Source organism: Streptoalloteichus hindustanus, from assembly GCF_900129375.1.
GTDB lineage: Bacteria > Actinomycetota > Actinomycetes > Mycobacteriales > Pseudonocardiaceae > Streptoalloteichus > Streptoalloteichus hindustanus.
Genome location: NZ_FQVN01000004.1, coordinates 578113 through 599100 on the forward strand (window position 1 = coordinate 578113; position 20988 = coordinate 599100).

Annotated in this window: 21 protein-coding genes and 1 CRISPR repeat array; of the genes, 6 read left to right on the forward strand and 15 right to left on the reverse strand. The window is 72.2% G+C overall.

Annotation, left to right across the window (positions count from 1 at the left end):
• Window positions 1–124: 124 nt before the first annotated feature.
• From BUE43_RS15480 to BUE43_RS15490, 3 genes are all read right to left on the reverse strand, one after another.
• Window positions 125–1303: an MFS transporter gene (locus BUE43_RS15480; RefSeq protein ID WP_234995740.1), complete on the reverse strand. Its 1179-nt coding sequence runs from the start codon at window positions 1301–1303 to the stop codon at window positions 125–127.
• Window positions 1296–2051, reverse strand: coding sequence for a DeoR/GlpR family DNA-binding transcription regulator (locus tag BUE43_RS15485; RefSeq protein WP_073483616.1), 756 nt, complete (start codon window positions 2049–2051; stop codon window positions 1296–1298). The genes BUE43_RS15480 and BUE43_RS15485 overlap by 8 nt, the downstream gene beginning before the upstream one ends.
• A 62-nt stretch (window positions 2052–2113) precedes the next feature.
• Complete coding sequence (locus BUE43_RS15490) at window positions 2114–2569, reverse strand: GNAT family N-acetyltransferase (RefSeq protein WP_143174177.1); 456 nt, start codon at window positions 2567–2569, stop codon at window positions 2114–2116.
• Window positions 2570–2680: 111 nt separating this feature from the next.
• Between BUE43_RS15490 and BUE43_RS15495 the strand changes: the two genes are divergently transcribed.
• Window positions 2681–3415 carry a sugar isomerase domain-containing protein gene (locus BUE43_RS15495; protein WP_073483618.1) on the forward strand — a complete coding sequence of 245 codons (735 nt, stop codon included), beginning with the start codon at window positions 2681–2683 and terminating at the stop codon, window positions 3413–3415.
• On the opposite strand, the gene BUE43_RS15500 is transcribed toward BUE43_RS15495, so the two are convergent.
• Both BUE43_RS15500 and BUE43_RS15505 read right to left on the reverse strand, forming a co-directional pair.
• A complete protein-coding gene (locus tag BUE43_RS15500) occupies window positions 3378–3746 on the reverse strand; it encodes a hypothetical protein (protein WP_234995741.1) in 369 nt (122 codons plus the stop codon). The two genes, BUE43_RS15495 and BUE43_RS15500, sit on opposite strands and share 38 nt — an antisense overlap.
• Window positions 3747–4116: 370 nt before the next feature.
• On the reverse strand, window positions 4117–4569 hold the full coding sequence (locus tag BUE43_RS15505; protein ID WP_073483622.1) for an NUDIX hydrolase: 453 nt from the start codon (window positions 4567–4569) through the stop codon (window positions 4117–4119).
• A gap of 558 nt (window positions 4570–5127) precedes the next feature.
• Between BUE43_RS15505 and BUE43_RS15510 the strand changes: the two genes are divergently transcribed.
• Window positions 5128–5850, forward strand: coding sequence for a helix-turn-helix domain-containing protein (locus BUE43_RS15510; protein ID WP_073483624.1), 723 nt, complete (start codon window positions 5128–5130; stop codon window positions 5848–5850).
• A gap of 45 nt (window positions 5851–5895) precedes the next feature.
• Here BUE43_RS15510 and BUE43_RS15515 read toward each other — a convergent pair whose 3' ends face one another.
• Together BUE43_RS15515 and BUE43_RS15520 are read right to left on the reverse strand one after the other, a co-directional pair.
• The gene (locus BUE43_RS15515; RefSeq protein ID WP_073483943.1) at window positions 5896–6513 is read right to left on the reverse strand and encodes an SMI1/KNR4 family protein; all 618 of its coding nucleotides are present in this window, start codon (window positions 6511–6513) and stop codon (window positions 5896–5898) included.
• A gap of 62 nt (window positions 6514–6575) precedes the next feature.
• On the reverse strand, window positions 6576–7031 hold the full coding sequence (locus BUE43_RS15520; protein ID WP_073483626.1) for an Lrp/AsnC family transcriptional regulator: 456 nt from the start codon (window positions 7029–7031) through the stop codon (window positions 6576–6578).
• A gap of 112 nt (window positions 7032–7143) precedes the next feature.
• On the opposite strand from BUE43_RS15520, the gene BUE43_RS15525 reads away from it, so the two are divergent.
• Window positions 7144–7758, forward strand: coding sequence for a LysE family translocator (locus BUE43_RS15525; RefSeq protein WP_073483628.1), 615 nt, complete (start codon window positions 7144–7146; stop codon window positions 7756–7758).
• A gap of 15 nt (window positions 7759–7773) precedes the next feature.
• Here the strand turns inward: BUE43_RS15525 and BUE43_RS15530 are convergent, their stop codons facing one another.
• Window positions 7774–8220 carry a hypothetical protein gene (locus tag BUE43_RS15530; protein ID WP_073483630.1) on the reverse strand — a complete coding sequence of 149 codons (447 nt, stop codon included), beginning with the start codon at window positions 8218–8220 and terminating at the stop codon, window positions 7774–7776.
• Window positions 8221–8741: 521 nt separating this feature from the next.
• Window positions 8742–9230, reverse strand: a complete 489-nt coding sequence (locus tag BUE43_RS15540) for a MarR family winged helix-turn-helix transcriptional regulator (protein WP_073483632.1) — start codon at window positions 9228–9230, stop codon at window positions 8742–8744.
• A 134-nt stretch (window positions 9231–9364) separates the two neighbouring features.
• Here BUE43_RS15540 and BUE43_RS15545 point away from each other — a divergent pair, with 134 nt between their 5' ends.
• Window positions 9365–10555 carry an MFS transporter gene (locus BUE43_RS15545; RefSeq protein WP_073483634.1) on the forward strand — a complete coding sequence of 397 codons (1191 nt, stop codon included), beginning with the start codon at window positions 9365–9367 and terminating at the stop codon, window positions 10553–10555.
• 156 nt (window positions 10556–10711) lie between these two features.
• On the opposite strand, the gene BUE43_RS15550 is transcribed toward BUE43_RS15545, so the two are convergent.
• The 4 genes from BUE43_RS15550 to BUE43_RS15565 all read right to left on the reverse strand — a co-directional run bounded on the left by BUE43_RS15550 (window position 10712) and on the right by BUE43_RS15565 (window position 15089).
• The gene (locus tag BUE43_RS15550) at window positions 10712–11875 is read right to left on the reverse strand and encodes a hypothetical protein (protein WP_143174178.1); all 1164 of its coding nucleotides are present in this window, start codon (window positions 11873–11875) and stop codon (window positions 10712–10714) included.
• Window positions 11876–12050: 175 nt separating this feature from the next.
• A complete protein-coding gene (locus BUE43_RS15555; protein WP_234995742.1) occupies window positions 12051–13322 on the reverse strand; it encodes a serine hydrolase domain-containing protein in 1272 nt (423 codons plus the stop codon).
• Window positions 13323–13451: 129 nt separating this feature from the next.
• Window positions 13452–14309, reverse strand: a complete 858-nt coding sequence (locus tag BUE43_RS15560; RefSeq protein WP_073483641.1) for a hypothetical protein — start codon at window positions 14307–14309, stop codon at window positions 13452–13454.
• A 36-nt stretch (window positions 14310–14345) separates the two neighbouring features.
• On the reverse strand, window positions 14346–15089 hold the full coding sequence (locus tag BUE43_RS15565) for a TetR/AcrR family transcriptional regulator (protein ID WP_073483643.1): 744 nt from the start codon (window positions 15087–15089) through the stop codon (window positions 14346–14348).
• Window positions 15090–15171: 82 nt separating this feature from the next.
• Between BUE43_RS15565 and BUE43_RS15570 the strand changes: the two genes are divergently transcribed.
• Together BUE43_RS15570 and BUE43_RS15575 are read left to right on the forward strand one after the other, a co-directional pair.
• Window positions 15172–16722 (forward strand): FAD-dependent monooxygenase, encoded by a 1551-nt coding sequence (locus BUE43_RS15570; RefSeq protein ID WP_073483645.1) that lies wholly within the window; start codon window positions 15172–15174, stop codon window positions 16720–16722.
• A gap of 189 nt (window positions 16723–16911) precedes the next feature.
• Complete coding sequence (locus tag BUE43_RS15575) at window positions 16912–18594, forward strand: chitinase (RefSeq protein ID WP_073483646.1); 1683 nt, start codon at window positions 16912–16914, stop codon at window positions 18592–18594.
• Between the two features lie 173 nt (window positions 18595–18767).
• Window positions 18768–19222: a CRISPR direct-repeat array (repeat unit 28 nt; unit sequence GTCGTCCCCGCGCACGCGGGGGTAGCTC).
• 293 nt (window positions 19223–19515) lie between these two features.
• On the opposite strand, the gene BUE43_RS34210 is transcribed toward BUE43_RS15575, so the two are convergent.
• Both BUE43_RS34210 and fxlM read right to left on the reverse strand, forming a co-directional pair.
• Window positions 19516–19686: a hypothetical protein gene (locus BUE43_RS34210; protein WP_159447739.1), complete on the reverse strand. Its 171-nt coding sequence runs from the start codon at window positions 19684–19686 to the stop codon at window positions 19516–19518.
• Entirely contained in the window at window positions 19683–20975 is a 1293-nt protein-coding gene (fxlM, locus tag BUE43_RS15580; protein WP_073483647.1) for a methyltransferase, FxLD system, read from the reverse strand. The genes BUE43_RS34210 and fxlM overlap by 4 nt, the downstream gene beginning before the upstream one ends.
• Between the last annotated feature and the right edge of the window lie 13 nt (window positions 20976–20988).

Consider the following 20988-nt stretch of genomic DNA (forward strand, 5'->3'; position numbering starts at 1 on the left):
ACCCCCGCCCCCTCCCACCCCTGAACTCTCACCCTCAACCCAAGGTTGACCACCCCTCCAGTGGAGGTTGAGACATACCGTCTCAACCTCCACTGGAGGGTGTGGGTTGGGTGATCACCGCAGGTCAGGACCGGTCCCGCAACGACCGCGCGCCCACCGCGATCGCCGCGGCCAACACCGGCAACACCGTCAACGCCAACGGCAACGACGACAGGTGCGCCAACCCCCCGATCGCCGGCGGACCGAGCAGGAACCCGATCCACCCCGCCGAGGCCACCGCCGCCAGCGCCTGCCCGGGGTGACTGCCCGGCAACGACCCGGCCGCGCTGAACACCACCGGCACCAGACACGACAGCCCCAACCCCAACGCGGCGAAACCCACCAGGGCCACCCACGGATGCCCCACCGCCAACGTCACCGCGGTCCCCACCGCCGCCGTCGCCGACAGCACCGCGACCACCCGCACCCGGCCGTGCCGCGCCACCCACCGGTCCCCCATCCACCGGCCGACGAACATCGCCGTCGCGAACGCGCCGTAGCCCACCCCGGCCAACGCGGCCGGCGCGCCCACGTTGTCCCGCAGGTACACCGCGGTCCAGTCCCCCGCGGCCCCCTCGCACAACAACGCGGCGAAGACGATCCCCGCCAACGGCAACAACCCCCGCTGCCGCCACGGCGCCACGAACCGGTGCTGGTCATCACCCGCGACCTCGTCGGCCCGCATCGGCCGCACCAGCACCGGCGCGGCCACCACCGCCACCGCGCCGACCGCCGCCAGCTGCGCGGCCAACGACACCCCCAGGGACAGCCCCGCCATCCCCAGCCCGATCCCGGCCACCGACCCCAGGCTCCAGTACGCGTGGAACCCCGACATCAACGGCCGCCCGTACCCCCGCTCGACCGCCACCGCCTGCGCGTTCATCGCCACGTCCAACGCGCCCTGGAACGCGCCCCACACCGTCAGCGCCGCGAACAACGCCACCGCCGAACCCGCCAACCCCAACAGCGGAGCCGCCAGCGCGTACCCCACCAACGCCACCCCGGTCACCCGCCGACTGCCCCACCGGGCCAACGCCGGACTGGTCACCAGCATCGCCAACACCGAGCCCAGCGGAGCGCCCAGCAACGTGGCGCCCAACGTGCCCTCGTGCAACCCCAACTGGTCCTTGACCTCGGGGACGTGCGGCGTCCACGACGCGAAGACCGCCGCGTGCAGCCCGAACACCACCGCCGTAGCCCACCGCGCCGCCCGCGGCGGATCGAGCGGACGCGCGGCGCCCACGGGCGCGTTCACCTCAGACACACAGCACCTCCACCCCCGCCGCCCGCAGCGCCTCGACCTGCTCCGCCGGCGCGTCGACGTCGGTCACCACCAGATCGACCTCCTCCAGCCCGCAGACCCGACCGAAACTGGTCCGGCCCAACTTGCTGCCGTCGGCGACCGCGATCACCCGGGAACTCGCCGCCACCGCCGCCCGCTTGACCTGCCCCTCGGCCAGGTCGTGGGCGGTCACCCCGTCCCGCGCGGTGATCCCGCAGCACCCCAGCACCAGCGTGTCGAACCGCAACTGCCGGAACGCGTGCTCGGTCAACGGCCCGGTGAACGCCAACTCCGTGGGACGCACGTCCCCGCCGGGCAACAGCAACCGCACCCGCTCCGCCCCGGCCAACACCGTCGCGGAGTGCAGGCACAACGGCAGCACCGTGAGCCGGCGGTCCCGCAGCAGCCGCGCCACCTCCACCGCCGTGGTGCCGCTGTCGAGCACCAGCGACTCGCCGTCGTCCACCAGCTCGGCCACCGCCGCCGCGATCCGCCGCTTGGCGGCCACGTGCTGCCGGCCCCGCACCGGGAACGGCGTCTCCTCCCCGGTCAACGCGCTCACCGCGCCGCCCCGCACGCGCCGCAGCAGACCGTCGCGCTCCAGGGCGTCCAGGTCCCGCCGGATCGTCATCTCCGAGCACCCGGTCAGCGCCGCCAGCTCGGTCACGCTCACCCGGTCCGCCTCGCGTAGGGCGCGCAGGATCATCTCCTGCCGATCCGAACTCTCCACCTGTTCATTCGAACATGATCAATGTTCGAACGGCAAGGACGTGCGCGGCCCCGCGACCCGCCTCAGTCCGTCCCCGGCACGTCGAACACCAACTCCGGCCGCTCCCAGGTCACCCGAGGCGGCGACGGCGGCACCACCCCGACCGGCCGCGCGCCCATCCGCCGGTAGAAACCCTCGGCCTGCGGATGCGACACCACCCGCACGCTGGCGATCCCCCGCCGCCGCGCCTCCGCCAACAGGTGCGCCACCAACGCCCGCCCCACCCCCAGGCCCTGCGCGTCGTCGGAGACGAACAACAGATCCAGCTCCGCCGGCTCCACGACCAGGCCGTAGAAGCCCACCACCCGACCACCGGCCTCGGCCACGAACGTCGGATGCCCCTCCACGTACTCAGGAGTGAGCCGGTAGCCAGCCAGAATCGACGCGTAGACACCCCGGTAGGCGCTGGAGGCGAGCATCAACGCCGTCAGGCGCTCCGCGTCCCCCGCCGTCGCCGGCCTGATGCGCACCTCTCGCACGGAGATCACCCTAGGACCCACCCCCGACACAGCGCCCCCACGCGCGGGGGTTGACGCCCCAGGCACAGTGGTATGGACCACAGGCCCCGCGCCGCAGGAGGTTAGGCACCCATGCCGTCCAGCACCCCCAGCACCGGCTACGGCGAGGCGGTGCGCACGCACCTGGCCCGCCTCGAGGAGCACAACGCCGACGCCCTCGACAAGGCGGCCCGACTCCTGCTGGACTGCGTCCGCGGCGGCGGCGTCGTGCTCACCGCCGGCGCCGGGCACTCCCTGGCCGCCGTCGCCGAGACCTTCTTCCGCGCCGGCGGCCTCGCCTGCGTCCGCCCGCTCTACCACCCCCAGCTGCTCCCCCTCCACGGCGCCGGGGACAGCACCGTCGCCGAACGCCGCGCCGGCCTGGCCGAACAGGTGTTCACCGAGGCCAACCCCGGCCCCCACGACGTCGCCGTCGTCTTCTCCACCAGCGGCGTCAACCCCTACCCGGTGGAGCTCGCCCTCCACGCCCGCCAGGCCGGACTGCCCGTCATCGCCGTGACCTCCCCGGCCTCCACCGCCGGCGCGCCCCGCCGCGCCGCCACCACCCTGGCCGAACAGGCCACCCTCGTCCTGGACACCCTCGTCCCGCCCGGCGACGTCACCCACCCCGCCGACGCCCCCACCACCGCGCCCCTGTCGTCGCTGGCGGTGATGTTCCTGTGGAACTGCCTGCTCGTCCGACTGGCCGAGCACGCCGCCGACGAGGCCGTGGAACTCCCGCTGTGGCGCAGCTCCAACGTGGACGGCAACGACGCCTGGAACGCCTCCCTCATCGAGCGCTACCACCACCGGGTGCCCCAGCTGTGAGCTGACCGGCGACCGGCCGCGGCAACGACGCCGCGGCCACCGCCACGCACAACACCGCCACCGGCAACTCCACGAACACGGCCAGGGCCACCGCCAGCACCGCCTCTCCCGCGCCCGGCGAGGTGCACACGTCGAACCAGGCGTCCGCACCCGCCAGGGTCGCCGTCGCCACCGCGGCCAGACTCGTCCGATGGTCCCGCCGACGCCACCACCAGGCCGTCGCGCCCAGCCCGAGGCCCAGCGCGCAGTCCAGCCCCACCCACGCCACGTCCCAGTGCCGCACGACGGTGGTGGACGGCAGCGTCGCCGCGAGCACCACCAACCACGGCACCAGCGCGCGCGGCGACCGCCAGCACCGGGGTCGCGTACCGGGCGAGTTTGACCGAACGACGGGACAGGGCGGGACGAGGACTGGTCGACACGATGATCAGCGTGGCGGGCGGTCACCCGCGCGAACAGCGGGGGCGCCCCCGGGTCCGCCCCTGAACCTTCCCTGACCATCCCCAACTCAGTCCACTGTGGACGCTATGGGGCTGCCTTCTGTCCCTCCTTGCTGGTTTTCGTTCAGGGGGCTGGCGTTCGTGTTGCTGGAGATTGTTAGTTTTGGTCTGCACTGAAATCACAGGGCCAGAGATCACCACTGGTCGAACCACCGGGCAGGAGACCACGCGGGGCAGCCCGGCCCCCACGAGTGGTCGGGGCTACGCGGCGGTGAGGTGCTTCGCGAGGAGCACCGCGACGTTGCGGCTGACGGGACGCTCGTCGGGGGCGGTGATCCACGCGTGGTCGGCGTGCTCGGTGAGGTGGAGGGGTTCGGGCTCGACCACGGTCACGGCGAAGGTGTGCTGCCGGGTGCGGGCGCCGCCGGCCGAGACGTAGTCGAAGGACCCCAGGTAGCCGGTGACGACGTCGACGTCCAGGCCGGTCTCCTCGGCGACCTCGCGCCGGAGGGCGGTGACCAGGTCCTCCCCCGCCTCGACCCGACCCGAGGGCAGTTCCCACAACCCTGGCAGGAACTCCTCGTCGAGGCGGCGTTGGAGGACCAGGACGGCGCCCCGGTCGCTGATCACGGCTCCGACGACGGCGCGTTCGACACCGTCGGCGGCGTCGCGCGAGGCGATGCAGCGGAGTTCGGGAGTGAGGTCACGCGGCACAGCGGCTCCCTGGCGAAACAGCGCTGACGAAACAGCGGCGAAGAGTGAGGACCACGACGACCACGTCGATGGGGCGTCGGCGTGTGGGTCATCGTCACGCCGGATACGGATCTTGAGTGGGCGCCGGCGCGTCTCTCGACCACGCGGCGAACACGAGGAACGGGCCGGAACGGCGCCTCCTCTCCCTGCTGCTTTTTCTTGAGGGTTTTTCCGTACTTGCCTTCGGGTTCGATGGAGGGGAGAACTATTTAGTAAGCACTGAAATGTTAGGGCTTAGAGCTGCGACAGAGCGGGCGGCTCCGTGGGTGCGGACACCGGTGGCCTCGCCCACCGCGTGTCGTCAGCCGCCGCGGTAGCGGATTTCCCGGACTGTCCCGCCAGCCGCCGGGTCGCCCACGATGGACCCTGCAGGTGGCTTCTCCACCTCTCCGAGCAGCGACCGGAAAAGGACCATCGGCGGGGGCGGGTGAGGCCCGCTCCCCCGACCACCTCGGCGACACGCTGACCGCCTTTTCCCGGGATCCGACAACAGCACAGCCAGGTGGGAGGCGAACCCGGATGGCGGGAGTCCGGTTGTCCCTGCGGGACAGGCACGTCATCGCGTCGGGTCTGGCCGCCGGACACGGGTACGCCGAGATCGCGCGGCGGCTGGGGCGGCCGACCTCGACCGTGAGCCGGGAGGTCAGCCGCAACGGCGGACGCGCCGGCTACCAGGCCGACCAGGCGCAGCACTCGGCGATGGTCCGTGCCGGCCGTCGGCGGCCCGGCCCGCCAGCTGGGTCCCCGGACGAGTCCGCCACCGGCGGGAACGACCTCGACGCGCTCCGCGCGGTGGCGCGCCGGTTCACCACGTTGCTGGTCCAGGCGGGGTTCCCCCGTGTCGTGGCCGGGGTGCTCGCCCACCTGGTCACCAGCGACACCACCGGGCTCACCGCCGACGTCCTCGGCCGCCGGTTACGGGTCAGCCCCGCGTCGATCTCCAAGGCCGTCCGCGAGCTGGAACGCCAACAACTCCTCCACCGCGAACGCCTCCCCCACTGCCGTCGGGAGCGGTACCTCCTCGCCCCGGACGCCCACCACCGGATCTGGACGGCGAGGACGCGGATCGCGGCGATGTGGGTGGAAGCCGCCACCGAGGCGCGCGCGAGGCTGGGCGCCGCCACTCCGGCCGGCGCCCGGATGGCCGAGCTGGAGCAGTTCCTCCGCCTCGTCCATGACGACATGGTCCGCATGATGGTCCGCACGGCCGAGCGCTGGCGCGCGACGCCGAGCCGCGAGTAGCCGCGACACGTCGTCTTCTGCTCACCGGAAGGGAGCCCTGCCGCCTCAGGAGCGGTAGCGCGGACGCAGGTAGTCGCTCCAGAAGGGCACGGTGAGGTGCGGGGGCCAGCCCGCCGGACGGTCGGGCCGGGGCTCCGCGAACTCCTGGTTGACGTAGTCGAGCAGGTCGACGCCGCAGTAGATGATGTCGCCTCCCCGCATCGACAGGACCGGGTGACCGCAGGTGCCCGCCCCCGCCGGCAGGAACCGGTGCGCGTACACCGGCGTCATCCGGGGCGCCTCCGCCAGGCACAGCCGGGCCGCAGCCACGGCGGCCTCGGTGTCCTCCGGCCGCTCGCCCCAGCTCTCCCGCCAGTGCCCGTGCCGGACGTCCCACAACAGGCAGTCCACCGGCCAGTCCAGGTGCTCGCGGAGCTCGTCGCGATCGCCGTCGCGCCAGTCCGGCCAGGGCCGCTCCCCGGCCTGCCCCTCGGCCACGGGGCCGTTGAGCGGCAGCCCGACCGACAGGAAAGCCCGGTGGTCGTCGGCGAACCGGAACCCGAACTCGCGCTCGACGCGGTCGAACTCCGCCTCGGTCAACCCGGGCCCGATCTCGGGGCGGTCCAACTCGGCCAGCCGCCGCGCCGCCGCCACCCCCAGGCGGGTCCCCTCCCCCGTGATCACCGCGTCACCCTGGTCCTTCCACCACACCAAGCTCACCCGAATGGTGGAACGCCTCACCGGCGCTACCGGGTCGGGAGTGGACGGTCGTCGACGACGCGCTTCATGACCAGGGTGGAGTTGAGGCGCTGCACGCCGGGCAGGGCGGCCAGGACGTCGTCCTCAAGTCGCTGGTACGCGGCGAGGTCGGCGGTCACGATGCGGAGCAGGTAGTCGGGGTCGCCGAACAGGCGTTGGGCCAGCAGGACGTTGGGGATGCCGGCGACGGCCTCCTCGAACCCGAGCAGGGTGTCGCGGTCCTCCTGGCGCATCGTCACGAACACCAGGGCCTCGAAGGTCAGCCCGAGCGCGGCCGGGTCGACCACCGCCCGGTAGCCCTGGATCGTGCCGTCGCGCTCCAGCGCCCGCAGGCGTCGGTGGCACGGCGAGACGCTCAACCGCACCCGCTCCGCCAGTTCGGTGAGGGTCAGCCGCCCCTCCTCCTGGAGCACGGCAAGGATCTTCCTGTCGACAGCGTCCATGGGGAAGATCCTTCTCCTCCCCGGCGGATTCCGGGGTAACAGTTGGAACCCCTTTTGGGCAGGACGCGCATAGCCTTCCGGGATCTCCGCCCTCCAGCGAAGGACGTGGTCCGTGCCGGTCAGTTCCGTTCTCGCCTTCTGGGGCGTGGCCGCCCTGCTCATCGCGGTGCCCGGCCCGGACTGGGCCTTCGCCGTCAGCGCCGGGCTCCGCGGCCACGTCGTGCCCGCCGCCGGCGGGATCGTGCTCGGCTACACCGCCGTGACGGCCGTGGTCGCCGCGGGTGTGGGTGTCCTGATCGCCTCGACCCCGGTGGCGCTGACCGCGCTGACCCTCGCCGGGGGCCTCTACCTGGTGTGGCTGGGGTTCGCGGTCCTGCGCTCCCCCGCGGAGCCGCTGGGCGCGTCGCCAGCGCCCGCGGGCCGGCGGCCGGCCACGCTGGCGCGGGGCATGGCCGTCAGCGGCCTCAACCCCAAGGGGCTGCTGATCTTCGTCGCCCTGCTCCCCCAGTTCACCGACCCCGGGGCGAGCTGGCCGCTGCCCGTGCAGATGGCGGTGCTCGGCATGGCCTTCACCGTCACCTGCGGGGTGGTCTGCCTCGGCGTGGCCGGCTTCGCGCACCGCCTGCTCCGCGCCCGTCCGGCGGCGTCGCGCGTGGTCTCCCGCGTCTCCGGCGCCGCGATGGTCGTGGTCGGCGTGGTTCTCCTCGCCGAGCGTCTGTCCACTTAGGACGACAGCACGCCCTCAGGGCGTGGGCGCCGACCAGACCGCCGTGAGGTCGGCGGCGACGACCACGATGGACCCGGCGTGCAGGGCGATCTCGTGTCGGCAGCCCTGCTCGTGCGGCAGGATCTCGTCCAGGACCACGCTGCCGAGCCGGCGCCCCGCGAGCGGTTTCGGTCCGACCTGGAGGGAGAGGTCGACCACGCCCCGGTAGCGCACCGTGAGCCGCTCGGTGTGCTTCCACGGGTTGGGCCCGAACACGATCTCCAGCGCGATGCGGTCGTGGTCGTCGTCGTAGCCGAGCGCCTCGACGGTCAGGTCCTTGACGCAGCGGTCGCTGCCGAAGTCGTAGTGCCCGGGGTCGGTGGCGAACTCCCGCGCGCCCGGCGGCAGCGCGTCGGCCACCGCACCGAGCTTGTCCAGGTAGTCCTCGGGGTCGATGAGCGGTTCCAGCCGCACGTACTTCATGCTTCTCGCACCTCTCCGGCGCCCGCGCCTGGTCCGTGCCCGCCGACCCGACGCGCCAGCAGTGTCACCCGCAAGAAGACCACACGGTGTGCCCACCGCCAGCACCCGGCGGGGCGCGGCCCCGGTGTTGGGGTCAGGAATGTTCGCCGTCCGGTTCAGTCGGTATCTCGGACGCGGCAGCGAGACGGCGCTGGCAGAGATCAGCCGCTGTCAGGTGCGGAGCGTCGAGAGCAGCGGTGTGCAGCCCCATCTCTCGTGCCGCCTGGTCGAGGTCCCGCCAGAAGGGCAGCGGCAGGTCGTGGTCGAGACCGAGGTGGACCAGGCAGTCGAGGGCCAGCTCCAGTTCGTTGTGGTGCGCCGAACTCGTGGGTGTCGGTCAGGTCGACTCCAGGGTGCTGGCCAGACGCGCCTCGGCGGCGGCGAGATGCGCCCGGACGCGGCTCCAGAGTGGGCGAAGGGCCTCGCGGTGCTGGATCACCGGCCAGTGTCCACGGCGGGTCGCGCGCTGGTCACGCGGCTTTTCACCGGTGGTCGGCCGGCACCGGAGCGGGGCGGGGCGCGGTGGACAGCGACTTGACCGCGGTGACCAGCGGGGCGAGCTCGGGGTCGCGGGCGGCCTGGTCGAGGGCTTCGCGCACCGCGGCCTCGTTGGTGGGGCGGGCCTCGGCGAGCAGCGCGAGTCCGGCCTCGGTGACGTCGGTGTAGATGCCGCGTCGGTCGGTCGGGCACAGGTAGCGGGCGAGCAGCCCCCGGTCCTCCAGGCGGGAGACCAGCCGGGTGGTCGCGCTCTGGCTGAGCACGACCGCGTCGGCGACCTGGGACATGCGGAGGTGGCCATCGTCACCGGAGTGCTGGCGGCTGAGCACGTTGAGCAGGGAGTACTCGCGGACGCTGAGGTCGTGGCCGGCCTGCAGGGCGCGCTCGACGTGCGCCTCGATCCTGTTGTGCAGCAGCGACAGGGCGCACCAGCCCTGGGCGAGGCCGGTGGGCACGGCGTCCATGGCGCTCATCGCGGTCCTCCTGCGCGGGGAGTGGGTACGCGACCCAGGATAGGACACGATCGCGACATCCGGCGTTTGCAGCTATCGCGCGTCTGCAACTATTGTGGACGCACGTAACCCGCTCTCTCCCAGAAAGTCCCCTCATGCCTCTCGCGCTGTTGGCCCTGGCGGTCGGCGCCTTCGGAATCGGCACCACCGAGTTCGTGATCATGGGCCTCCTCCCCGAGGTGGCCGCCGACTACGGCGTCTCCATCCCCACCGCCGGGTACCTGGTCACCGGCTACGCCCTCGGGGTCGTCGGCGGCGCCCCGCTGATGACGATCCTCGGCACCCGCGTCACGCGGAAACGCATGTTGGCCCTGCTCATGGTCCTGTTCACCGTGGGCAACGCGCTCTCGGCGCTCGCGCCGGCCTTCGGCGTGATGCTGGCCGGCCGGCTCGTCGCCTCGCTGGCGCACGGCGCCTTCTTCGGCATCGGCTCGGTGGTCGCGGCCAGCCTGGTCGCGCCCCACAAGCAGGCCGGGGCGATCGCGATGATGTTCACCGGCCTCACCGTCGCCAACGTCGTCGGCGTCCCGCTGGGCACCCTGGTCGGCCAGACCCTCGGCTGGCGCGTCACCTTCCTGGTCGTCGCCGGGCTCGGCGTGCTGGGCCTGCTCGGCATCCTCCGGCTCGTGCCCGAGCAGCCCCGGCCCGAGGGCGCGCGGGTGCGCCACGAGCTGGCCGCCCTCCGCAACGGCCAGGTCCTGCTCGCGATGGCGATGACCGTCCTCGGCTTCGGCGGGGTCTTCGCCGCCATCACCTACATCGCGCCGATGATGACGACCGTCGCCGGGTTCGCCGGCTCCTCCGTCACCTGGCTGCTGGTCCTGTTCGGCCTGGGCATGGTCGCCGGCAACCTGGTGGGCGGCCGGTTCGCCGACCGCGCCCTGATGCCCATGCTGTACGTGTCGCTGGGCGGGCTGGCCGTCGTCCTGGCGCTGTTCACGGTGAGCGCGCACAGCAAGATCGCCGCGGCGGTGTCCGTCGCGCTCATCGGCGCCCTGGGCTTCGCGACGGTCCCGCCGCTGCAGAAGCGCGTCCTGGACCAGGCCGCGGGCGCCCCCACCCTCGCCTCCGCCCTCAACATCGGGGCGTTCAACCTCGGCAACGCGCTCGCGGCCTGGCTCGGCGGCCTGGTGATCGCCGCCGGCCTCGGCTACACCGCGCCCAACTGGGTCGGGGCCGCACTCGCCGCCTCCGCGCTCCTGCTCGCGATCCTCTCGGCCGCGCTGGAGCGACGCGACGCCGGCGCACCCCGGGTGGACGCCGACCACGAGCGTGTCCTCGTGTGACGCTCGACGAGCAACAGGCGGTCCCCGGCGTGAGACGACGTTCCTCTCACGCCGGGGACCGCTCTCGCTTCTCGTTCGCCGACCTTCTCGTTCGCCGATCGCGGCCGGCCCGCGTGATCGTCGAGGGCTATCGCTGGGCGCAGGGCTATCGCTGGGCTAGCGCTGGGCGAAGATCACGCCACGGCCGCGCCCTCCCGCCCGGAAGGAGCCGCCCGCCCAGACCTCCTTGCCGCTCGGCGACGCCGCCAGCCCGTTGACCGAGCCCCGACCACCGAACCCGAGCAGCGTGCTGGTCCACCGAGTGCCGTCCCAGGTGACGACCATCCCGGCGCCGCCGCCGGTGCGGCCGGCCAGCCAGACCCGCCCGGTGCGGTCGGCGGTCATCGACGCCAGCGCCAGGTTCTCCCCGTCGACCACCGGCACCGACAACCGGCTCCACGCCGTGCCGGTCCAGTGCCACACCCGGCTGTGGTCGCGGTACTTGCCGACGGTCTTGCTCACCACCAGCAGCGGTTGGCCGTTCAGGTCGGCTCCCATGCCGATCGTGGAGGCCGGGTCCGGGTCCGGGACGTCGATCCGCTGCCAGCTCCGGCCGTCCCAGCGCAGGGTGACCGGGACGCGGGTGCGCAGGTCGTCGCCGACCAGGGCGCCCACCCAGACGTCGTGGGGCGAGCGGACGGTGACGGTCCGGAAGGCGCCGGGGAGGTCGGACAGCGGGGTCGGCACCACCGACCACGCCCTGCCGTCCCAGTGCAGCAGGAGCGGCCGGTTGCCCGGCCCGAGGTTGTCGATCTCCCCCACCGCCCACACGTCGTGCGGGCCGGCGACGGCCACCGCGTGGAGTTGGTCGCGGGAGACGGCGGGCCCCGGACTGGGACTGGGACTGGGCACGACTGTCCACTCGCGACCGTCCCAGTGCTGGACGTGCGTGTGCGTCCCGGTCGACAGGTCGCCCCGCGTGCCCACGGCCCACACGTCGTTCTTCGACCACCCGGCCACGCCGTTGAGGTCGACCTGCTCCGCCTTCGGCGGAGTGGTGGCCTGCCACGACCGCCCGTCCCACCGCAGGGCCAGCGGGGCCGAGCCCCGGGCGTGGCCGACCGCCCACGTCTCCCCGCCGTGGACCGCGGCCAGCTCGGAGATGCCCAGCGGCAGCGGATCGGCCGGCAGGGTCTCGGGACACCAGCCCGCCTGGCACTCGACCGGCGGGGTCTGCCCGTCGGGCTCGCCGGCGACGGCGGGAGCGCCGGTCACGGCCAGGGCCAGCGTGGCGCCCACCACGGCGGTGAGCCAGCGAGGTCTTCGGAGGTTCTTCGTCACGTTCGGGGCCCCTCTCCCCCATGAGCCGGCGGTCCGGCTCGACCTCGGCCCACCGTCGCACCGGTCGCGCGGGGCGACCAACCACCTTGTGTCCCAACGACTTTCCGTCATTCGGCGTCGGCTGGTCATCGCACCGGCGTTGGTCTCGCCGCGAATGCGGATGGCCCGGTGAGGGTCAGAAACGCATCGACGGGAGAGCGGCCAGCGGAGAGGCCGTGTGGGTGCTCGGGGCCGGCCCGCCGCACAAGGCGGTGACGACCACGGCCACGATGGCGTTCCCGAACTTCATGGCGGCGTCGAGGTCGTCCACGTTCACCGCCCCGACCGTCACGGACAACTCCAACCGCTTGCTGCGGTCGGCGTTGCTGAGCAGGTAGGAGCGGTAGCCGGGAACGCCCCCGTCATGACCGAACATCGTGCCGCCGCAGGCGGGCCCCTTGTCCAGCGTCATCAGTCCCAGTCCGTACCCCATCTCGTCGCCGATCGGACGGGTCTCGCGCATGACGGCCAGCAGCTCCGGCCTGAGCAGCGTGCCGCCCAGCAGCGCGGAGACGAACCGGTCCAGGTCCCTGGTGGTGGAGATGATCTCGCCGGCGGCGTTGGCCCAGGAGACGTTGTGCCGGGTGATGTCGACCGCGTGGACCTTCCCGTTCTCCGTGTAGGGGAAGTAGCCGTGCGCGTGCGGACCGGGGATGTCGACCGCCGTGCCGGGCAGGCTGGTCTCCCACAACCGCAGCGGCCGCAGGATGCGGCGTTCCACCTGCCGCGCGTACGGCGTCCCCGTGATCTTCTCGATCAACAGGCCGGCCAGCGCGTAGTTGGTGTTGGAGTACTGCCAACGCGCGCCCGGCTCGAACCGGGCCGGCTTGGACAGCGCGAACCGCACCAGCTCGTCCGGCTGGTAGGTGTGGTAGCGCCAGTTGAGGAACTCCTTGCCCAGCAGGGGAATCCCCGGATCGAACTTCCCGTCCGCGGTGCGATCGCCGGTGTAGTTGAACAGGCCGCTGGTGTGCTGCAGGAGCATCCGCACCGTGATCCGCTGGTCCAGGCCGAACCGCGGCAGGTGCCGGGCCACCGGGTCGTCCAGCCCGATCCGGCCCTCGCCCACGAGCTGGAGGACCACAGTGGACACGAAGGTCTTGGTGATGCTGCCGATCCGGAACCGCCCGTTGGTCGGCACCCTCTCGTCGGTCGGCAGCTCCCTCACCCCGGAGCTGCCGGTCCAGTCGCCCTGCTCGTCGTGCACCCGCACCTGCACGCCGGCGGCGCCGGAGGAGACCAGCTCGCTCATGGCCTTCCGTAACGCGGCACGGTCCTGATCGTGCTGCGCCCGCACCTCTGGCGCGGTGGCGGTCTCCGGCGCGGCGAGCGCTGTCGGGCCGAACAATCCCACCGCCACCGTGGCGGCGACGACGGCGGTGGTGAACCGGCGCATGCCCAGTCTCACGAAATCCCCTCCCAGTAACGAGAAGTTCCGCTCGGGACCCGCCCCATCCTCCAGACACCGTTGGCGCGCCACATCAACCGCGGGGATGACCAGACGCCAGGATCATTCGGGAACCTGACGTATCTCGCGTCAGGGCACCGCGGGCAGCGCGAGGGCGTCGTCGATGACGGCGTCCAGGAAGTCGAGCGTGTCACGGCGGCGCGCCAGCGGGTTGCGGTAGCCGCGGCGGCCTTCGGCGCCTTCGGTGCGCAGGAACAGGCTTTCGTCGATGATGCGCCGCCAGCGCGGGTCGAACGTTTCCTGCGCGTACCGGCCGGCGCCGGTCTTGGACGTCATGGCTCCGGTGGCGAGGAGGTGGTGCAGTCGACTCACGCCGAGCACCGCCCACACCGGGAACCACGGAGTGAGCCCGATGGCCAGTGCCAGGGGGTGCGACTGCGTGTTCCGCCGCCACCACGGTCGCCAGTAGGTGCGCAGGTTGTCGAGGGTGAAGGCGCGCAGGGCGTTCTGGTCGTCCCACACGTCCAGCTCGGCCGGTTGTGGCCCGCGCACCGCGATCCCGTGCCGGGCCAGCTCGCAGAACGTGACCGGGTTGAGGGCGGAGCGCCCGGCCGGGGTGAAACGGCTCTGCTGGGCGCAGGGGACGTCGGGGCAGTCCTGTGGCCCGGCCGCCACATCCGCGCGGGTGAGCACCATGCCGTCGAAGTAGGGCCGGGGAAAGCGGGCGACGGTGCGGGCGTGGGCCTGTGCCACCGCCCGCATTTCCGGGGATTCCGGCTCCAGTCGGTGGTCGGTCACCGCGACGAAGTCGATGTCGCTGGCCGTGCTGAGCGGGCCCCGGCCGGCGCCCCGGGGGCGGAAGTCGCCCAGCGCCACCGATCCGACCAGAGAGAAGCCGGTGACCAGACCCGGAGCCAGCTCGTCCGCGGCCGCCAGGAACAGCTCCGCGCTCCGCCCGACCTCGACGGGAAGATCATCTTTGGGCATGCCCGCAACCTACCGCGCGCCCGCGGCGCGGGGCCGTCACGACGGGGGCAGGCTGAGGTTCATCCTCGCGGCCACACCGTCCAACAGCGCGGACAGACCGCGCAGGAACCGGTCGCGCGCGGAGGCCACGTCGACGGCCTGGGCGTAGGCGTGCCGGGAGTCCTCCCGGGGGACGTCGCCGCCGAACAGCGCCTGGATCTGCGGGAACTCGCCGGTGGCGACCAGGTTTTCGGCGTAGCGCAAGGCCTCCTCCACCGTCTCGCCGGACACGGTGGGAGCGCAGGCGCGCAGCACGCTGCCGTGCACGTAGTCGTCGACGATGCCGAGCAACGCGAACTTGTCGGCCGCGTCCAGACCGGTGTCGGCGACGGCGGCGAGTGACTGCTCGAAGTGGCGCATGTTGTTGGGACCCAGTGGCGCGCTCTGCAGCGAGTGCAGGGCCCAGGGGTGGCGGATCAGCACGTCCCAGGTGCGCGTCGCGACGGCGGTGAGCGCGTCGTACCAGTGGGTCGGGAACTCCTCGGCGGGGACGAGCACCTCCCCCATGAGCGCGTCGTCCATGAGCGCGACCAGCTCGTCCTTGGTGCGGACGTAGTAGTAGAGCGTCATGGTGCCGGCGCCCAGCTCGCTGGCGATCCGGCGCATCGAGACCGCGGCGAAGCCCTCGGCGTCGGCGATCGCCAGCGCGGCCGAGGCGATCTGCTCGCGGGTGAACTTCGGCCGGCGGGTGCGGGGTTCCGGCCGGGTCCAGATCAGCGCCGACTCCTCGTCCCTTGCCATTCGTACACAGTACCGCTAGCGTTGTTGGTACGCCGTACCAAAGCTTGGTACGCGATACGAACAAGCGATCTGGGAGGACCTCGTGGGGGATGTCGACGTCGTGGTGGTCGGGGCCGGCCCGACCGGACTCACCGTGGCCTGCGCACTCGCGGCACGCGGCGTGCGGTGCCGCGTGGTCGACCGGGCGGACCGCTTCTTCGGTGGATCGCGGGCCGACAGCATCCAGCCGAGAACCCTGGAGGTCTTCGCCGACCTCGGTGTCCTCGACCCGATCCTGGCCAGCGGCGACCTCGGCACCGTGCTGCGCGCCTACCGGGGCGGGGAGGTCGTCTGGGAGGGGCGGATGACCGAGCCGGTCGCACCGACCCCGTCCGTGCCGTACCCGAACATCTGGCTCGTGCCGCAGTTCCGCACCGAGGAGATCCTCCGCCAGCGGCTCGCCGAGCTGGGTGTGCGCGTGGAGCGCTCGACCGAGCTGGTCGACTTCACCCAGGACGCCGACGGCGTGGCCGCGACGCTGGTCGCCCACGGCGCGACCGAGACCGTGCGGGCCCGGTACCTGGTGGGCGCGGACGGCGGGCGCAGCACGGTGCGTAAGCGGCTGGGCATCGCCTTCCCCGGCGAGACCGACGAGAGCACCACGATGCTGTTCGCCGACGCGCGGGTGGACGGGGTCAGCCGCGACCACGGCCGGATCTGGCCGGCCGGCGACAGCATGGTCTCGGTGGTGCCGCTGACCGGGACCGACCTGTTCGTCGTCACGGCGCCGACGCCGGACAACCCGGACGAGCCGGTCGGTGAGCACCTGCAACGACAGATCACCGAGGCGTCCGGCCGCGACGACATCGCCGTGCGCGAGGTGACCTGGCACACCGTCTGGCGGGCCAACACCCGGCTGGCCGAGCGCTTCCGCGTCGGCCGGGTCTTCCTGGCCGGCGACGCCGGGCACGTGCACCCGCCCACCGGCGGCCAGGGCATGAACACCGGCATCCAGGACGGCTACAACCTGGGTTGGAAACTCGCCGCCACGCTGGCCGGCGCCGCCGACGTCCTGCTGGACAGCTACGAACCGGAGCGGATGGCCGCCGCGCGCGCGGCGCTGGACATCAGCACCGCGCTGTTGGAGAAGCACCGGCGGGGCGACGACGACGCCCACGTGCGCGGCCCGGAGGTCCACGGGCTCACGCTGAACTACCGCACCGGTCCGCTCTCCCGCGACGAGCGCGCCGAGCCCGGCGCGCTGCGGGCCGGCGACCGGGCGCCGGACGCGCCCGTGACCGTCGCCGGCCGGCCGACCCGGCTGTTCGACCTGTTCCACGGTCCACAGTGGACACTTCTGATCTTCGGCGCGGAGCACACCCCCACGGCCGCGACCTTGGGCGACCGGTTCGGTCCCGCCCTGCGCGCCCACACCGTGGTCCGGCCGGGCGTGCCGGCCGACGAGCACGCGCTGGTCGACAGCGACGGACACGCGCGGGCCGGGTACGACGCGCACGACGGCACCCTGGTGCTGGTCCGCCCCGACGGCTACGTGGGGCTGGTGGCCCACCCCGGCTCGGTCGAGCAGGTGGTGGAGTACTGGACCGCGCTGCACGGCACGCCCAGGGCGACGGTCGGCGCGATCGCGCGATAACCGCGGGGGTGCTCAGGTGGTGGGTCGGCCGGCCTCGGCACCGCCGACCCACCACGGCGTCGCGTGACCGGCGCGAGCCCGGCCCCCGGGTTGCTCCGGTGAGACCTGGACAACATCACGCCATTGGTCTAGACAAGTAGCCACCCCGCGCGGCCCCTCCCCTGCTCGCCGCGCGGTTCGGAGGTTGTCATGCGACGCCTGTCCACCGTCCTGTCCGCGTTCCTCCTCGCCCTGGCCGGTGTGCTCCTGCCCAGCACACCCGCGCTCGCCGCCGGCGAGACCGCGACCTTCGCCAAGGTCTCCGACTGGGGTTCCAGCTGGGAGGGCAAGTACACGATCACCAACACCGGCACCAGCGCGATCTCCACCTGGCGCGTCGAGTTCGACCTGCCGGCCGGCACCACGCTCGGCAGCTACTGGGACGCCCTGCTCACCAAGAACGGCAACCACCACACGTTCGCCAACCGCGAGTACAACGGCACCATCGCCCCGGGCGCGAGCGTCAGCTTCGGGTTCGTCGCCAGCGGCGCCGGCTCCCCACAGAACTGTCGGGTCAACGGCGCCGACTGCGGCGGCGCAACCCCCGGCCTGCCGGCGGCCCCGGCCAACGTCCGCGTCACCGGAGCCACCGCCGACAGCGTCACCATCAGCTGGGACGCCGTCCCCGGGGCCACCGGCTACCGCGTCTACGAGGGCACCGCGCTCCGCACCACCGTCACCGACACCACGGCCACCTTCACCGACCTGCCCGCCTGCACAAGCCGCACCTACACCGTCGCCACGTACAACACGGTCGGAGAATCCGCCCACAGCGTGCCGGTGACCGCGACGACCACCGGCTGCCAGCAGACCGGCCTACCCCGCCACGCGCTGATCGGCTACCTGCACGCGAGCTTCGCCAACGGCTCCGGCTACCTGCGCATGGCCGACGTCCCGGCCGCCTGGGACGTCATCAACCTCGCCTTCGGCGAGCCGACCTCGGTGACCTCCGGCGACATCCGCTTCACGCTGTGCCCGGCCTCGGAGTGCCCGAACGTCGAGTCCGAGGCCGAGTTCATCGCGGCGATCCGCGCGAAACAGGCGCAGGGCAAGAAGGTCCTCATCTCGATCGGCGGCGCGAACGGCCAGGTCCAGCTCACGACCACCGCCGCCCGCGACAAGTTCGTCCAGTCGGTCTCGGCCATCATCGACAAGTACGGCCTCGACGGCCTGGACATCGACTTCGAGGGCCACTCGCTGTACCTCAACGCCGGCGACACCGACTTCCGCAACCCGACGACGCCGGTGATCGTGAACCTCATCTCCGCGCTGCGCACCCTGAAGTCCCGCTACGGCACCAAGTTCGTGCTCACCATGGCCCCGGAGACGTTCTTCGTCCAGGTCGGCCACCAGTTCTACGGCGGCGCGGGCGGCGGCGACAACCGCACCGGCTCCTACCTGCCCGTCATCCACGCGCTGCGCGACGCGCTCACCGTGCTGCACGTGCAGGACTACAACTCCGGCCCCGTCATGGGCCTGGACAACCAGTACCACAACATGGGCAACGCCGACTTCCACATCGCGATGACCGACATGCTCAAGGCCGGCTTCCGCGTCGCCAACACCGGCCACACCTTCCCCGGCCTGCGCGAGGACCAGATCGCCTTCGGCCTGCCGGCCGCCGTCAGCGCCGGCAACGGCCACACCGCCCCGCCCGCCGTCCACCAGGCCCTGAACTGCCTGGCCCGCAACCAGAACTGCGGAAGCTACACACTGCGCGGCGGAGCCTCCCCCGCCATCCGCGGCCTCATGACCTGGTCGATCAACTGGGACCGCTACTACAAGTGGGAGTTCCAGAACAGCCACCGCCCGTTCCTCAACGCCCTCCCGTAACCGAACATCTACCCTGGCGGTCAGCGAACCGCTGACCGCCAGGGCGCTTCTGGTGTCCTGACAACCTCCGGACGAGGATGATCTACGGACCCAGGAACCAGCCCAGACACCCTGTGCGAAAACAAATGGTCAAAACAGGCCCCAACGCGCGATAAAGTGCCAGGTCAGCAAGTGTCGTCCCCGCGCACGCGGGGGTAGCTCTCGCCCATACCGTGCTTTTCGGGCACGTACGCGGTCGTCCCCGCGCACGCGGGGGTAGCTCTCTCCCTCGGAAATGGGCACGTTGGACAGCGCGGTCGTCCCCGCGCACGCGGGGGTAGCTCGCGTTGGTTCGCGGCGGGGATCTCGGCTCAGCAGTCGTCCCCGCGCACGCGGGGGTAGCTCGTACTCGTGGAACGGCGCGCCTAGCTGCCTCATGTCGTCCCCGCGCACGCGGGGGTAGCTCCGTCCTGGGGCACCTGCGACGCATCTGCCCCACGTCGTCCCCGCGCACGCGGGGGTAGCTCTGGCGGACCAGACCACCCGATCGGACGTCTAGCGTCGTCCCCGCGCACGCGGGGGTAGCTCGTTAAGTGCATGGCACGGTGACGCAGAGCACACGTCGTCCCCGCGCACGCGGGGGTAGCTCTGCGGAATTCGGCGAATGAGCAGCAAGCGTTCGGCTCCCGCACCTCGGCGAGCCCGCGCGGGTGACCTGCCGGTCATCCCAGGTCCGCGGTGCGGTGATCAGACTCCGCTTGCCCACGACGCACGAAGATTCGCTCGCGTGGGATCGCGCCCCCATCCCGTCGCTTCCGCTGTGATCACACCACGAATCACTGAGACGGAAACGTCTCCGTCGCCGGGTGAGCGCTGTGGAATCGGCCGCTGTTCCATGCTCGGCCCCGGTCGGGGATCTCGAACGCAGCCGGGCCGCCTTGGTCAGACTCGCGTGGTTGGCTGCTCGGGCTGCCCGAGCGTCAGGCGCAGCGCCTGGGTTGCGGCCTGTGCCGAGTCGAGCAGGCTCTGCCGGAACGGTTCCGGCAGTGTCCCGATTCTCAGGCCGGAGGCGTTCATCAGGGTGGTGAGTGCCGCGCGCTGCTCAGCGGTCACGCTGGCGTGTGCGCCGTGGTGGGGTTGTGCGGGGCACCCTGGCCAGTCACGGCGTCCGCCGCCGGTGGCCAGGAGATCGTGACCAGGCCATGCGTCTTGGTCAGCACGGCCGTGTCCTCGCCGAACTCGGGACGCTGCGAGCCGGTCGGCCAGTAGGCGAAGGCCGGCTCCAGGTGGCGGGCCCGGCGGTCCCACGCCCGGATCTGCTCGACCATCGCGGTGGCGGCGGCCTCGCCGTGCGGGCCGTAGGCGCGCGCGCCGAACTCCACCCCGCCGCCCTCGGGAACCGGGCGGACGGCCAGGTAGGCGAAGGAGTCGCCGCGCACGACACCGAACGGGAACCAGGTCTTGCGTTCGGCGGCCATGTCGGTGCCCTCGTCCACGGCCAGCTTGCAGAAGCCGGGCAGGAACGCGGCGAACCACAGGTGCAGGTCGGCGAAGGACACGCCGTGCTTGATCGTGACGCCGGACCAGACCTCGGTGCGGTCGGTCGCCAGCACCCCGTCCAACAGGTTCATCTCGGCCGGCGCGCCGTCGTCGAAGCGCAGCTTGACGTGGTGGCCGTTGCGGTCGGGCAGCAGGAAGACCCGCTCGTCGTGGGCGCCCCCGCCCTGCATCGGGACGAACCCGGCCACCTCCGCCGACGTGCTCAGCAAGTGGTCGCCCTGCCGGCGGAAGCCGATGACGCGGGTGATCCCGTTCATCCGCAACGGAACGACGATCCTGCCGCCCTCGGACAGGTGCTCCAGCCAGGCCGGCGCGAGGTCCCAGGCCCCGACCGTCACCAGGATCGCGTCGAACGGCTCGTGAAGCCCAGGCAGCGGGTTCCCGGCGTCGGCGAGCACCACCGTGACCCGGCTGCCGTATCCGGTCGCCTCCAGCAGCTCGCGGGCGCGGTCGGTCACCTCCGGGTCGATGTCCACGCTGACCACCCGGCCACCCTCACCGACGACTTCGGCCAGCAGCGCGGCGTTGTACCCGCCGGAGCCGATCTCCAGCACGCTCATGCCCGGGCCGAGCTCGGCCTGCTCGATCATCCGGGCCTGGATGTAGGCCGCGCTGGTCGAGGAGATGACCACACCGCCGGGGTCCCGCTTGATCGGCACCGACTGGTCGAGGGTGTAGGTGGCCTCCAGCGGAGTGCCCTCGGCGACGAACAGGTGCCGGGGCACCGTGCGGAAGGCCCGTTCCACGACGGGCGAGGTGATCATGCCGTTGGTCAGGAGCTGGTCCACCAGAGCATCGCGGAACTCCGCGGCACTGGCGTCGTCACGACGGAGAGTGTTCACCTGGTTACTCTTT